The sequence below is a fragment of the Herbaspirillum lusitanum genome, from assembly GCF_046025995.1.
Classification (GTDB): domain Bacteria; phylum Pseudomonadota; class Gammaproteobacteria; order Burkholderiales; family Burkholderiaceae_D; genus Herbaspirillum; species Herbaspirillum lusitanum_A.
On the sequence record NZ_JAQQFM010000004.1, the window covers coordinates 212,968 to 227,282 of the forward strand.

11 protein-coding genes are annotated in these 14,315 nt (G+C 59.4%); all 11 read left to right on the plus strand.

The annotated features are described in order from the left end of the window. Positions 1–312 precede the first annotated feature (312 nt). The 11 genes from PQR62_RS09590 to PQR62_RS09640 all read left to right on the plus strand — a co-directional run bounded on the left by PQR62_RS09590 (position 313) and on the right by PQR62_RS09640 (position 14,309). The gene (locus PQR62_RS09590; RefSeq protein WP_408157242.1) at positions 313–1,953 is read left to right on the plus strand and encodes a flagellar assembly protein A; all 1,641 of its coding nucleotides are present in this window, start codon (positions 313–315) and stop codon (positions 1,951–1,953) included. Positions 1,954–2,308: 355 nt separating this feature from the next. Beyond that, positions 2,309–3,577 (plus strand): glycosyltransferase family 9 protein, encoded by a 1,269-nt coding sequence (locus tag PQR62_RS09595; RefSeq protein WP_408157244.1) that lies wholly within the window; start codon positions 2,309–2,311, stop codon positions 3,575–3,577. 119 nt (positions 3,578–3,696) lie between these two features. Next, positions 3,697–4,101: a hypothetical protein gene (locus PQR62_RS09600; RefSeq protein ID WP_408157246.1), complete on the plus strand. Its 405-nt coding sequence runs from the start codon at positions 3,697–3,699 to the stop codon at positions 4,099–4,101. 266 nt (positions 4,102–4,367) lie between these two features. Continuing rightward, a complete protein-coding gene (locus PQR62_RS09605) occupies positions 4,368–5,105 on the plus strand; it encodes a FadR/GntR family transcriptional regulator (protein ID WP_408157248.1) in 738 nt (245 codons plus the stop codon). A gap of 284 nt (positions 5,106–5,389) precedes the next feature. Further along, positions 5,390–6,970 (plus strand): ABC transporter substrate-binding protein, encoded by a 1,581-nt coding sequence (locus PQR62_RS09610; protein ID WP_408157250.1) that lies wholly within the window; start codon positions 5,390–5,392, stop codon positions 6,968–6,970. A gap of 173 nt (positions 6,971–7,143) precedes the next feature. Next, positions 7,144–8,133 carry an ABC transporter permease gene (locus PQR62_RS09615; RefSeq protein ID WP_408157252.1) on the plus strand — a complete coding sequence of 330 codons (990 nt, stop codon included), beginning with the start codon at positions 7,144–7,146 and terminating at the stop codon, positions 8,131–8,133. A gap of 1 nt (position 8,134) precedes the next feature. After that, entirely contained in the window at positions 8,135–8,974 is an 840-nt protein-coding gene (locus PQR62_RS09620) for an ABC transporter permease (protein ID WP_408157254.1), read from the plus strand. A 1-nt stretch (position 8,975) separates the two neighbouring features. Next, entirely contained in the window at positions 8,976–10,667 is a 1,692-nt protein-coding gene (locus PQR62_RS09625) for an ABC transporter ATP-binding protein (protein ID WP_408157256.1), read from the plus strand. 64 nt (positions 10,668–10,731) lie between these two features. Further along, on the plus strand, positions 10,732–12,483 hold the full coding sequence (locus PQR62_RS09630) for a GMC family oxidoreductase (RefSeq protein ID WP_408157258.1): 1,752 nt from the start codon (positions 10,732–10,734) through the stop codon (positions 12,481–12,483). Between the two features lie 60 nt (positions 12,484–12,543). Continuing rightward, the gene (locus tag PQR62_RS09635; protein ID WP_408157260.1) at positions 12,544–12,831 is read left to right on the plus strand and encodes a hypothetical protein; all 288 of its coding nucleotides are present in this window, start codon (positions 12,544–12,546) and stop codon (positions 12,829–12,831) included. Beyond that, positions 12,828–14,309, plus strand: coding sequence for an amidase (locus PQR62_RS09640; RefSeq protein WP_408157262.1), 1,482 nt, complete (start codon positions 12,828–12,830; stop codon positions 14,307–14,309). Before PQR62_RS09635 ends, PQR62_RS09640 begins: the two co-directional genes overlap by 4 nt. Positions 14,310–14,315: the final 6 nt, after the last annotated feature.

Sequence of the window (14,315 nt, forward strand, 5' to 3'; positions counted from 1 at the left end):
ATTGATAATCCTGGCGACCTGTACGGCCGCAAAGCTTGTGCTCTGCGGCAAATTGCTGGATCATCTTGCCACTTTACAATTGATCCTGCAGCCTTTACAACAAAAGCCTGCAGCGGATTTCAAGGGGCACCAGAGTAGGTGGCAGCGCGAGGAATTGTCGGGCATCAAACCGGCCTGGGCAGAATGGGGTTCTGCCTTTCTGAATGTCGACCGCAAGCACGGTCGGGTTCACGGCCCGATTGCATGTCTGATTAAAGCCTGCGGAAAATCTGCCGAGAAAAAAGAATCAGCAGCACTCATCCGAGGAACAGCATGGAACAAGCAACTCCGCAAACCCTCTCGTTCGGGTTCGACAGGGCCAGCGGTGAATTGAGCGCAACCTATACGCCGCGCGAGGGTTTTCCGGCGCTGACGCTGGCGTTTCTGAAGCAGGCTCTCACCGACAATGGCCTGACCAAGCTGCACATCGAAGAATCCGTGCTGAATGCCTTCGTGCGCAAAGCCGAAGACGCCAAGGAGCCGGTTTCGCAAGTCATCGGCCAACGCCGCGACGGCGAATTCTCGCTGGAAGTGGCGGACGATCTGATGACCGCTTCGCTGACCCTGGTGGCGCCGCGCGGCGGCCGCGCCAAGAGCGTGGAAGTGATCAACGCCATCCGCGCCGCCGGCATCACCCACGGCATCCTGCATGAACAATTGCGCGGCGCGCTGAGCGCCGGCCAATGCAACAAGCTGGTGATCGCTCAAGGCGACATGCCGAGCGTGCCGGAACCGGCACGCTTCGAAAGCCTGCTGGAAGAAAAGAAGGAAGAACTGTCCGAGATCGACGAAGACGCCGTGGTGTCGTATGCCGACATGGGCTATCTGCTGCTGGTCAGCGCCGGCGATCCGCTGATGCGGCGCACGCCGCCGGTGCAGGGCAAGGAAGGCATGGACATCAAGGGCAAGCCGGTGCCGGCCAAGCCGATTGCCGACATCGGCTTCGCCAAGGAATCAACCGGCGCCGAACCGAGCGAAGAAGATCCCGATCTGCTGGTGGCGACCGTCGCCGGCCAGCCGACGGTGATCAAGAACGGCGTCAAGGTCAATCCCATCATCGACATTGAAAACGTCGATCTCAGCACCGGCAATCTGGATTTTGAAGGCACCGTGCGCGTCTCCGGCGACGTCAAGACCGGCATGCGCCTGCACGTCTCGGGCGACGTCATCGTCAGCGGTACGGTTGAGGCGGCGGAAATCGTGGCCGGCGGCAACGTCACGGTCAAGGGCGGCGTGATCGGCCACAGCGAAGGCGCATCCACCGCACAGGCCGGCACCACCTCCATCGCTTCGCGCATCAAGAGCCAGGGCTCGGTGCAGGTGCAGTTCGCTGAAAGCGCGCATATCGAAGCGGCCGAAAGCATTCTGGTGATCGGCAACGCACGTCAGTGTGAGCTGCTGGCCGGCAACGAAATCATTGTCGGCAAGGGCAATCCGCGCGTCGGTCAGATCATCGGCGGCCGCATCCAGGCCACGCAGCTGATCAAGGCCAACGGCATCGGTTCGGCGAACGGCAATCTGACCAAGGTGCAGGTCGGCCTCGACCCCTATCTGGAAGAGAAACTGGAACTCAAGGATCAGGAGTACAAGCGTAAGCTGGCTGAACTGGATCGCACTATCAAGCAGATTTCCTACTACAAGCTGAATCCGCAAAAGGCCACGCCGCAGGTACTCGAAGAGACGCACGACAAACGCAAGGCGCTGGCGCAGGAAGTGAAGATCATTCTCGAGGAATACAACGAGATGAAGGAAGAACTGATCTCCGCCGAGCAAGCCCGCATCGTGATCGCCAAGGCGGTCTACGAAGGCGTGGAAATGCGTATCGGCAGCCAGGTCTGGCAGGTGCCGAGTGAAATGAGCGGCGGTACGGCACAATTGATAGGCGGACACATCGAATACGCGCGCAAGAAGTAAGACCGCACTTCCGCCTGCCCCCATGCCAACCAGCCAGCGCACCGGACGGTACCGGCAAGCGCAACACAGCGACAGCGTCTGCAGCTGCAACAGCCCTGCCTTCGTCGGCTGGGTCAGCCTGCCGCTGTCATTGCAGAAAACCCCGCTCTTGTGCAAACGGAACAGTAAGGGGAGCGCCGATGCCTGGCGCGATCAGTTTCAACGGCGATGAAGAGAGTCGCGCTGTCGACGACCTACCCGCGCTGCGCGCGCGGCAACGCTCCTGGCGTTAAAAATATTCTGAAAAACCGGTTTAGTGCCAGGCAATGTCGCGGCTACAAACACGGGCAAGACATAAAATTGTGAGTTGGCAAAAATGGGTAAAACGTTCAAACAAACGCTGCGCGAATTCAACTGGGAGCAAAATTTCCTGGTGAAAAGATGGAAGTTACGCATGCGTTATGCGTTGATGGGCCTGATTAAATTTGTCTTGTGGCCACGAAGGAAAAAATATGATTTGTCACAAGTCAAAAAAATTCTGATTGTCAGAAATGATCGTATCGGCGATATGATCGCAACGACCGCATTAATCAGGAATCTGTCGCGGTGCGGTTATACGGTCTATGTATCTTCGAGGAAGCCCTCTTTAGACATCATTCGACATAATCCCCATGTCAGCGGCACATTTGTGTATGACGACAGCAGCCTCGGTGCTTGGCTCAACACGATCAGAGCTGTGAGGAAAGACAAATTTGATCTGGCGGTTGACGTCAGATGCAACCGATTTGTCGATATTAAAAATATAGTCTTTTGCTCATATATAAAAACACCGATTCTCGCTGGCTTTAATAAGAGTGATATAGCGACATTCAATTTTCCTATTCCATATTATTCCCCTGAAAGTCATGTGACGGTACAGTTGCGCACTTTACTGGATCAGCTTCACGTCAAAGCGGACGACCTGCACTATGAGCTTTTTGTCAGTGATGACATCAGAAAAAAGGCCTTGAACTTCTTGCAGTCTTTGGACAATGCCGGCAAAAAAAGGATTGCTGTGTTTAATCCTTTTGGTAGTCTGGCTGCACGTTTTTTGTCCGACGAACAAATTAATGCCGTGTGCCAATTGCTCAATCGTGATTACCACATTGTGTTGATTGGAGAAAAAGACCGTGTCCAGCATTTGCAGGCATTGAATGGCGTATTTCTTTTTGATTCGCAAAGCATATTGGACGTCATACCTCTGATCGAACTGTCAGATCTCGTGGTCACGGTAGACACTGCGATCGTGCACCTGGCAACTTGCTATCAGAAAAATACCATCGCCTTCTATATCAATACCGTACCGGTCGCACCGGTAAGTACGATTATTAAAGTCGTGCGTTCCCATGAGATGTTTTTGTTGAACAGCAAACTTCAAGATTATTTTCAGGATAAGAAGTACATCATAAAAGCTGCGCCAGACAGAACGATTCCTGTTAATCATCTTGCGTGGGCGCCTAATAATCCCCATGCACAGCAGATTCTGTTTGACCGTGATCCTATCAGTGCCGTGGACAGCGCATTGTTTGAAGCGGAGGTGGCCAAATCTCTGAGAACGATCCAAGAAGGGAAGGAAGAGGATCGACGTCTCCCCACATTTGAGTAGCACGCGGAAATGAGACTCTCATCCCGTCCTGCAAGGAAAATCGCCATGCCTGAATTGATAGGAAGTCAGATGGATTCGGGCGTTCAAGAAATAAAACCGCAAAGAAGGAAATCTCCCGCATGGCCGATTTAGCCCGCCTCGACGCCGATCAGCTGAAGCAACTGGCGCGGCAAAGCGCCGCCATCGTCGCCAGTTGCATTTGTGACAATTCGGTCTTCGCCGGCTGGGGCAGCCTGCCGCTGTCGCTGCCGGAAAACCAGCTGGAAGATATAGGCACGCTGCTGCAGGACGCCTACGTCGAACCCAGCTTCGTCGAATACCATCCGGACGGCAGCCGCTACGAATCACCGACCGCGCCGGTGGCCGTCCACTACTTTCCCTATAACCGCTGCAATGTGGCGCGCTGCACGCTGTGCGGGCGCCATTACCTGCGCTATGTCGAAGCCGGCGGCTACTTCGTCGATCGCCGCATCCGCGCCTTGCTGGATGCGACGCTGGTCAGCGATGCACCGCTGGCGGCCTGAACAGAATTCCGGCGCCGGCGCTTTTTTCTGAAAAAATGGCCGCGCACCGAATGCAGGCAAACCGCACCCGTTTTGAAGCAGTCGCGCGCTGGAAACTGGCATTTTCGACATGTTTCGGTCGGATTTTTTCATTTTTCGCCGCTTTTGGCCCCAGACAAGCCGAAAAAAAGCTGGCACACTTCCTGCTCACATTATTTTTATAAATTGCATCTGATGGCCTGACCCAGCTGGTCCAGCCACTGGATAGCCGGACATACTTAATCAAGATGAAATCGCTAGAACCCGTCAGCGTCACCCGTTTGTACCGCATGATCGCCGATCAGATCGCCGGCCGTATCCGCTCGGGCGAATTCGAGCCCGGCAGCCGCTTGCCCTCGGAGCGCGATCTGGCCGAATCGCTGCAAGTCAGCCGCACTTCGGTGCGCGAAGCACTGATTGCGCTGGAGCTGGAAGGCTTTGTTGAAGTGCGGGTCGGCAGCGGCGTGTTCGTGATGGCTTCCGCCAATGAAAGCAAGAAGACGCGTGCCGTGACGCCGGCAGAAGATCAGGCCACCACCGATCTGCTGAGCGATATCGGGCCGTTCGAATTGATCGCGGTGCATCTGATGGTGGAGCCCGAATGCGCCGCGCTGGCGGCTCAGCACGCCACGCCGATGCAATTGGCGGCGATCATTTCGGCCGCGGCCGGCATCCGCCAGGGCGAAGAACAGCGCCAGGCCAATCGCGATTTTCACGTTGCGGTGGCCGCCGCCAGCGGCAATGCGGCGCTGGCGATTACGGTGGCCAACCTGTGGGAATTGCATGACAACAGCGCGATTTTCTACAAGCTGGAGCAGCATCTGGTGATGAAGCCCGAAGTCTGGCATCTGGCGGCGACCGAACACGACGCCCTGATCGAAGCCATTCTGCGACGCGATCCGGAGGCCGCCCGCGCTGCCATGCGCGAGCACTTCATGGGCTCTCAGCATCGTCTGGGCGAGGATTTTTACCCGCATCTGGTGTAGCGGGAGGATGGAACTTTCATTGTTCCATTTTGATTAAATTGGTCCAACCACTGGGCCATTGTGGTGATTTTTGTGGAATCGAATTGAACGGCAGCCGTCCGTCAGCACAGGCGGCAAGCACATAAAGAGACACCCAAAAGCAGGGAAACACGCAGAAGCGCAAGCAAGAAAACAGGCAGCAAATGCAGTTCAACAAGCGCAGGTTCAGCAAAACAGTAACAGCAGCAAACCCATCAGCAGCAAATGTGACGCAGGCAGTGCATTACTCAACACTAAGGGAAAACATGAAATCACCAATTGGAAAGCATCTGGCCGGGCTCGCCGCCATCGCCACTCTCGCCGCCGTTCTGGCGCCCTTGCCCGCCGTGGCGCAGACCAAGGGCGGCACCCTGTTCGCCGTGGTGCAGCCGGAACCGCCGTTACTGGTGCTGGGCCTGAACCAGCAATCGCCGACCCAATACGTGGGCGGCAAGATCTATGAAAGCCTGCTGACCTATTCGCAAGATCTCAAGCCCATGCCTTCGCTGGCGAAATCGTGGAAGGTCTCCGACGACGGTCTGACCTACACCTTCGATCTGCAAAGCGGCGTGACCTGGCACGACGGCAAGCCATTTACGGCCGCCGACGTAGTCTTCAGCGTCGACAAGTTCCTGCGCGAAACCCATCCGCGTGTGCGCGTGGTGATCAACAAGTATCTGGAATCGGTGACCGCGCCGAACGACCTGAAGGTGGTGTTCAAGCTGAAGGAAAAGTTTGCACCCTTCCTGTCGCTGTTCGGCGCCGACAACATGACGGTCATGCCCAAGCACATCTATGAAGGCACCGACTTCAAGAGCAATCCGGCCAATCAGCATCCGATCGGCACCGGCCCCTTCATGTTCAAGGAATGGAAGAAAGGCTCCAACATCACGCTGGTGCGCAACCCCAACTACTGGAAGAAGGGCCTGCCTTACCTGGACGGCATCGTGTTCCAGGTCATCCCGGATGCGGCTTCACGCGCGCTGGCATTTGAAAAGGGCGACGTGCAAGTACTGCGCGGCGGCGACATCGATTACGTCGATGTGAAACGTCTGCAAGCGCTGCCGAATGTCGAGAACACCAATCAAGGCGCAGAAATGTTTTCGCCGATGACTTCGCTGGTGATGAACGAGCGCAAGCCGCCCTTCAACAACATCAAGGTGCGTCAGGCCGTGATGCATGCGCTGAACCGCAAGTTCATCGTCGACAACATCTTCTTCGGTATCGGCAAGGTTGCGACCGGCCCCATTTCGTCGAGCACCATGTTCTATGACAGCAATGTGCCGGTCTACGACTTCAATCTGAAGAAGGCGCGCGCACTGATCAAGGAATCCGGCGTCGATTTGGCTGCCACACCGATCAAGCTGCTCTCTTACCCCTACGGTTCGGCCTGGGATCGTCTGGGCGAATACACCCGGCAAAGTCTGGAACAGATCGGCTTCAAGGTAGAAATCGAATCGGCCGATGCCGGCAGCTGGGCATCGCGCGTGGCCAACTTCGACTTCGACCTGACCTTCCACTTCACCGACCAGTTCGGCGATCCGGCCATCGGCGTCTCGCGTCTGTTCCTCTCGTCCAACATCGTCAAGGGCTCGCCCTTCGTCAACAACGAGGGCTACAGCAATCCCAAGGTGGATGAGTTGCTGAACAAGGCTTCCTCGGCCAACACGCCGGCCGAACGCCAGAAGCTTTACTCGCAGGCGCAATACATCCTGGTGGATGAAGTCGCCAACGGCTATCTGTTCGAAATCAAAAACGTCAGCTTCTTCCGCAAGAACGTGAAGAACCTGATCACTTCCGGTATCGGGCTGAATGCTTCGTTCGACAAGGTGTACATAGAGAAGTAATGCGAGAGAAGTAAAGCGAGAGAAGTAATGCGCGAGCGGTCATTCGCAACAGGCAATCAAAGCGCAATCGAAGCAAACGTAAAGCCGCGCCGGCTGCGCGATCTTCTGCCACGACGGATCAGGGTCGGAAGCAGAAATTGCCAGCCGGCCATCGGCCACAAAGGTGGTGCATCTTGAAACTCATATCCTTCCTGATTTCGCGACTCGGCAAAGCCCTGGTCGTCATTCTCGGTGTCGTCACCGTCAATTTTCTGCTGATCCGGCTGGCGCCGGGCGACCCGGCGTCGATCATGGCCGGTGAAGCCGGCTCTTCCGATCCCAGCTATGTCGCCCAGATGCGCGAGCAATTCGGTTTTGATCAGCCGCTGATCGTGCAGCTCGGGCACTACCTCAAAGGCGTGCTGCAGTTCGATCTCGGCTATTCCTATCGCAACAAGCTGCCGGTACTGGACCTCATCCTGGAGCGACTGCCGGCCACGCTGTTGCTGATGGTCTGCGCCTTCGTGTTTTCCATCATTCTCGGCGTACTGCTCGGCGTGCTGTCCGCCCGCAGCCGCTACACCAACCGCCGCACCTGGATCGACAGCCTGATTATGGCCGGTTCTCTGGTGCTGTATGCGACGCCGCTGTTCTGGCTGTCGCTGATGGCGATCATTTTCTTCTCGGTCACGCTGGGCTGGTTGCCGGCCTTCGGCATGGAATCAGTCGGCGCGGGGCTGACCGGCTGGGCCCATGTCTCCGACGTTGCCCAGCACCTGGTCCTGCCGAGCATCTCGCTGGGCTGCTTCTTCATGGCCATGTATGCGCGCCTGACGCGCGGCTCCATGCTGGAAGTGATCGGCATGGACTTCGTCAAGACTGCACGCGCCAAGGGCGTGCCGGCCAATCAGGTGATCCTGCGCCATGTGCTGCGCAATGCACTGCTGCCCGTGGTGACCTTCGCCGGCATCCAGCTCGGCCAGATGGCTGGCGGCGCGGTGCTGACGGAGACCGTGTTCGGCTGGCCCGGCATCGGCCGCCTGATGTTCGATGCGCTCAACCAGCGCGACTATCAGTTGCTGCTGGGCGTTTTCCTGATCACTTCGGTGATGGTGGTGGCCTTCAATCTGCTCACCGACCTGATTTATCGCTTCATCGATCCACGCATAGAATCCGGAGCCTGACATGCGTTCCTTCATAGTCCGTTTCATCTCAAACAAGGGCGCCGTCGCCGGCCTGCTGATCCTGCTGGTGGTCTTGCTGCTGGCGCTGTCGGCCTCTTTCCTGTACGAAGAATCGCCATGGGCGATGGTCGCCACGCCGCTGCTCAAACCCTTTGCCGATCCCGATTACCTGCTCGGCACCGACATGCTCGGGCGCGACATCGGCGCCGGCCTGGCTTACGGCGCTCGCGTGTCGCTGCTGATCAGCCTGATCTCGACGCTGGTCGCGGTGTTCTTCGGCGTGCTGATCGGCGCGCTGGCCGGCTTTTACGGCGGCTGGATCGACGACGTGCTGATGCGCTTCACCGAGTTCTTCCAGACCATTCCGCAACTGGCGATGGCGATCGTGCTGGTGGCGATCTTCAAGCCATCGATCTATTCCATCGTCGGCGCGATTGCGCTGGTCTCATGGCCGCCGGTAGCACGCCTGGTACGCGGCGAATTCATGTCGCTCAAGCAGCGCGAATTCGTACAGGCCGCCATCGTCATCGGCCAGAAACCGATGCGCATCATCTTCACGCAGATTCTGCCGAACGCCATTTCACCCATCATCATCACCGCCTCGCTGATGATCGCCACCGCGATCCTGACCGAGTCCGCGCTGTCCTTTCTCGGACTGGGCGACCGCAATCTGATGAGCTGGGGTTTCATGATCGGCGCTTCGCGCACCATGCTGCGCGAAGCGCCGTGGATGAGCGTGATGCCGGGTCTGGCGATTCTGTTCACGGTACTGGCGATCAATCTCATCGGCGAAGGCCTGAACGACGCCATGAACCCACAACTGCACAAACGGGGAACCTGATATGGATGCCATCCAGACTGCAACAAAGCAGGATGCCAAGCGCTTGCTGAGCGTGCGTAATCTCACGGTCGCGCTGCCGCGCAGCGGCGACCGTGCCTTCGCGGTGCAAGACATTTCCTTCGACATCCATGCCGGCGAGATCGTCTGCATCGTCGGCGAATCGGGTTCGGGAAAATCGATCAGCGCCAACGCCATCATGGGCTTGCTGCCGCACTATCTCAAACCCCAGGCCGGGCAGATTCTGTTTCAGGGCCAGGACTTGCTGACCTTGAATGAGGAAGCGCTGCTCGGCCTGCGCGGAAAAAATATCGGCATGATCTTTCAGGAACCGATGTCGGCCCTGAATCCGCTGATGAGCGTAGGCGATCAGATCATCGAAGTGATGGCGGTGCACGGCGCCTACCCCGGCAAAGCGCGCGCGGCCCGCGTGCTGGAGATGCTCGATTTCGTCGGCCTGCCCGATCCGGCCAGTCTGCGCAATGCCTATCCGTTCCGCCTGTCGGGCGGCCAGCGCCAGCGCGTGATGATCGCCATGGCCTTGGCCCTGGAACCTTCGCTGCTGATCGCCGACGAGCCGACCACTGCGCTCGACGTCACCACGCAGGCGCAGATTCTGGCGCTGATCAAACGCATACAGAAATCGATGGGCATGGGTGTCATGTTCATCACCCACGATTTCGGCGTGGTGGCCGATATTGCCGACCGCGTGGCCGTGATGCAAAAAGGCCGTCTGGTGGAACAAGGCGTAGCCGACGAGGTACTCAATCGCCCGACCCATCCTTACACGCAGCGATTGATTGCCGCCGTGCCGGACGGCCGCGCCGCAGCCGTCGGCGCAGAAGATCCATCTGAGGCAGTGTTGAAAGTGGTCGATCTGCGCAAGACCTATGTCACCGCGCGCGGCCTGCTGATCAAGAAGCGCGTGGTGCATGCGGTCGACGGCGTCAGCTTCGCGGTGCAGCGCGGGCAGACGCTGGGCATCGTCGGCGAATCAGGCTCCGGAAAATCAACCATCGGCAAATGTCTGCTCAAACTGATCGATATCGACGGCGGCCAGATCTGGTTCAACGGGCAAGACATCGCGCCGATGTCGCAAGCCGAAGTACGTCCGCTGCGACAGCAACTGCAAATGATTTTTCAGGACCCGTTCGCCTCGCTCAATCCGCGTCACAAGGTCGGCCAGATCATCACCGACGGCCCGGTGGCCAACGGCGTCGATTACGCCACCGCCGCCGCCCGCGCCAGAGAATTGCTGCGGCTGGTGGAGCTGGATGAATCAGCCTTTGAGCGCTATCCGAATGAATTTTCGGGCGGCCAGCGACAACGCATCGGCATCGCCCGCGCACTGGCGCTGGAACCGAAAGTTCTGGTCGCTGATGAGTCGGTATCGGCGCTCGACGTCTCGGTGCAGGCGCAGGTGCTGCGCCTGCTGCAGGAACTGCAACAGCGCCTGAATCTGGCGATGATTTTCATCACGCACGACCTGCGCGTGGCATCGCAGATCTGCCATCAGATCGCCGTCATGCACAAGGGCCGCATTGCCGAATACGGGCCGCCGGCACAGATCCTCGATCAGCCCACGCACGACTACACCAAGAGATTAATCGCCGCCATCCCCGGCAAGAACTGGCATCCGACGGCGGTTCAGACGGCGGCTCACTCCGCCATGACCGGACACAACGTCAGCCTCTGAAACAACAAGGGCCGGCAGGGCGAACCCGCACAGCGAGTACCCCGCCGCGCCCCAAGGACACAGCATGAAATCAAGCAACAGCAATTCCGGCGGCGCAGGCACGGCCGCCCAGCAAGACAGTGGCGATAGTTTCGACTACGTGATCGTCGGCGCCGGCGCCGCCGGTGCGATTCTGGCCAACCGGCTTAGTGCCGATCCGACAGTGTCGGTCTGCCTGCTGGAAGCCGGCCCGCGCGATTGGCATCCCTTTCTGCGCATACCGGCCGGCTTCATCAAGATCATTTCCAACAAGTCCTTTGTGTGGCCGATCACCACCGAGCCCGGCACGTACACCGCAGGGCGCCGCGTGCCGCTGCCACAAGGCCGCACGCTGGGCGGCACCACCGCCATCAACGGCATGATCTACAACCGCGGCCAGGCGGCGGACTACGACGGCTGGGCCGCCGCCGGCAATCCCGGCTGGAGCTATGCAGAGGTACTGCCCTACTTCAAGCGCAGCGAACAAAGCAGCATCGGCGACGCGCGCTATCACGGCCGCCAGGGGCCACTGGCCGTGTCGGCCTTGAAATGGATACATCCCATCTGCGAGGCCTTCATCCAAGGTGCGGCAAATGCCGGCATCCGCCGCAATGAGGATTACAACGGCGCGCAGCAGGAAGGTGTGGGGTATTTCCAGCGCACCATCAAAGGCCGCTGGCGGGTCAGCACGGCGCAAGCCTTTCTCAAGCCGATACGCGCGCGCCGGAATCTGGAGATCCGGACTGACTCGCAGAGCACTGCGCTGATCCTGAAAGGCAAGCAGGCGGTCGGCGTGCGCTATGTGGTCCAGCGCGATCTGGCGCAGCCGCAGCAGGTGTTTGCGCGACGCGAAGTGATCGTCTGCGGCGGCGCCATCAATACCCCCAAGCTGCTGCAATTGTCCGGCATCGGCCCGGCGCCCTTGCTGCAAGCATTGGGCATTCCGCTGCAACATGAATTGCCGGGCGTCGGCGCCAATCTGAAAGATCATTTCTCGGTGCGGCTGGTAGCGCGCGTCAGGAACAGCAAGACCATCAATGAGATGGCGCGCGGCTTCGGCCTGTTCGGACAGGTGCTACGCTGGCTGGCCGGACGTCCGAGTCTGCTGTCGGTCAGTCCGTCGCTGGTGCATTGGTTCACGCGCTCGAACGAGCAGCAGCCGCGCGCTAATCTGCAAGGCGTGTTCTCGCCGGCCAGCTACAAGGAAGGCTATCTGGGCCTGCTGGATGGTTTCCCCGGCATGACGGTCGGAGTCTGGGATCATCAGCCGCTGAGCAGCGGCTTCGTCCATGCGCGCTCGGCAGACCCGCTGCAGGATCCCATCGTGCAGCCCAATTATCTGGAGCATCCGCATGACCGCAAGGTGCTGCTGGAAGGCATGCGCAAGGCGCGCACGCTGTTGCGCACGCCTGAGCTGAACAATTTCTTCGTGGAAGAGACGCTGCCCGGCGCACAAGTCACCAGCGATGAAGCCTTGCTGGCATTCGCCTCGCGCTATGGCGTATCGGCCTGCCACATCTGCGGCACGGCCAAGATGGGCCCGGCCTCGGACCCCATGGCGGTAGTTGATCATGAGTTGAAAGTGCATGGCCTGCACGGCCTGCGGGTGGTTGATGCTTCGGTGATGCCGGCCCAGCCTTCAGCAAACACCTGCGCCGCCACCATGATGATTGCGGAGAAGGCTGCCGACCTGATTCTGCATGCGCGCCAACGGAAAGACGCCGGTTCGGCTACTCTTGATACTGATGTTGATGCCAATGCGAACGCTCAGACAGCGGCGCACCGCGTCAATCACTGAGACCAGCATCGCATACTTGCCATTGCCGCTCTCTTTACCCTGCTTCATGAAAGGATCGCCATGCCAACAGATTCAGATCGCGACACTGCGGTGCATATCGAACTTGAAAACACCAACGGCAACGCGCTCTGCGGCGCCGACATCGAACGCAAGGCCCGGTTGTATGGCTGGCCGATGAGCGCCGACAAGGCGCAACAGGTGGCAGAAGCCGGCAACCTGCGCGTCTCCGCATTCTATCGTTCCGCCACACTCGGTTTCGACGATGGCCCCGGCTTCGAAGCAAGCCTGCAGGCCTGCCGCTATCAGCCACAGGAAAATGTGCAGGAAGACTTGCGGGAAGGCGTATGAACACAGCAACCAATACCAGTCTGCCCGCCGATTGTCTGGACATGACGCTGGTGCAAGCCGCGCAAGCCATCCGCGACAAAAGCATTTCCTCGGTCGAACTCACGCGTGCGGCACTGGATCGCGCCCATGCGCTGCAAGCTCGTTTCAAGGCCTTCATCCGTATCGATGAGGAGCAGGCCATGGCCGCCGCTCAACGCTGCGATGCCCTGAGCAGCGGCGCCGAATTGCGCGGTCCCTTGCATGGCGTGCCATTGGCACACAAAGACATGTTTTATCGCCAGGGCGAAGTATCGACCTGCGGCTCGGGCCTGCGCAAAAACTGGGTGGCTCCGGTCACGGCGACCGTGCTGGAACGGCTCGACCGCGCCGGCGCGATCCAGATCGGCACGCTGCACATGACGGAGTTCGCCTATGGTCCGAGCGGCCAGAATGCCACGCTGGGTGATGCCCTCAATCCCTGGAACCCGGACTACATTCCAGGCGGCTCTTCATCCGGCCCCGGCATCGCCACCGTTACCCGCACCGTGTTCGGCGCGCTCGGTTCGGACACCGCCGGCTCGGTGCGCATGCCGGCCCATCTGTGCGGCGTCACCGGCATGAAAACCACCCACGGCCTGATTCCCGTGAACGGCTGTATGCCGCTCTCCGCTTCACTGGACGCCATCGGCCCGCTGACTCGCACAGTGCAAGACAATGCGCTGATGCTGGCGGTCATGGCTGGCATGGACGATCTGCTGCCTGCCCACACGCATGCCTACATCAGGGCAGCCGAACAGGGAACCAGCGGCGATCTGACGGGCCTGCGCATCGGCCTGCCGGTCGGCTACTTTGACCGCCAGCTCAATGCCGAAGTAGCACAGCGCTGGAATGAAATGGCGCGTCAACTGGCCAGCCTCGGCGCCCAGGTCGTGCCGGTGGCCATGCCCGATCTGGATGCGATCAATGCCGCCGGCGTGCTGCTCACCTGGGGCGACGTCGTCAGCCTGCATGGCGAGCAGATGCGCGAGCGCCACCACGAATACAGCGCGCAGACGCGCGGCCGGCTGCAATCGGCGCTGGCCATCAACGAACGCGATTACCTGAACGCGCAACGTTACCGCGGCATCGCGCTGCGCGAGTTTTGCGCCAGCGTTTTTTCGCGCTGCGATGCCTTGCTGGCCCCCATGCTGTCCTTCCCGGCACCACGGCTGTCACAGGTCGATGTGACGGGCGGTGCTGCGATGGCCAACATCCTGGAAGAAATGACGCGCCTGGTGCGCCCCGCCAACATGCTGGGCTTGCCGGCCTTGGCGCTGCCGGCCGGCTTTACCTACAACGGCATGCCCTGCGGCATGCAATTACTGGCGCGGCCGTTCGGCGAGAGTCTGCTGTATCGGATTGGCGCCGCATTTCAGAGCGCCAGCCACTGGCATACGATGGCGCCGCCGCTGCGCCACGCTGAACCGGCTACAGCGACGGCAGCGGTGACTTCGGCATAAATCAAA

Excerpts from the sequence above, each read along its gene's own strand:
- PQR62_RS09625 (WP_408157256.1), top strand. The coding sequence starts at position 8,976 with ATGGATGCCATCCAGACTGCAACAAAGCAGGATGCCAAGCGCTTGCTG.
- PQR62_RS09590 (WP_408157242.1), top strand. The coding sequence starts at position 313 with ATGGAACAAGCAACTCCGCAAACCCTCTCGTTCGGGTTCGACAGGGCC.
- PQR62_RS09610 (WP_408157250.1), top strand. The coding sequence starts at position 5,390 with ATGAAATCACCAATTGGAAAGCATCTGGCCGGGCTCGCCGCCATCGCC.
- PQR62_RS09620 (WP_408157254.1), top strand. The coding sequence starts at position 8,135 with ATGCGTTCCTTCATAGTCCGTTTCATCTCAAACAAGGGCGCCGTCGCC.
- PQR62_RS09630 (WP_408157258.1), top strand. The coding sequence starts at position 10,732 with ATGAAATCAAGCAACAGCAATTCCGGCGGCGCAGGCACGGCCGCCCAG.
- PQR62_RS09595 (WP_408157244.1), top strand. The coding sequence starts at position 2,309 with ATGGGTAAAACGTTCAAACAAACGCTGCGCGAATTCAACTGGGAGCAA.
- PQR62_RS09605 (WP_408157248.1), top strand. The coding sequence starts at position 4,368 with ATGAAATCGCTAGAACCCGTCAGCGTCACCCGTTTGTACCGCATGATC.
- PQR62_RS09600 (WP_408157246.1), top strand. The coding sequence starts at position 3,697 with ATGGCCGATTTAGCCCGCCTCGACGCCGATCAGCTGAAGCAACTGGCG.
- PQR62_RS09635 (WP_408157260.1), top strand. The coding sequence starts at position 12,544 with ATGCCAACAGATTCAGATCGCGACACTGCGGTGCATATCGAACTTGAA.
- PQR62_RS09640 (WP_408157262.1), top strand. The coding sequence starts at position 12,828 with ATGAACACAGCAACCAATACCAGTCTGCCCGCCGATTGTCTGGACATG.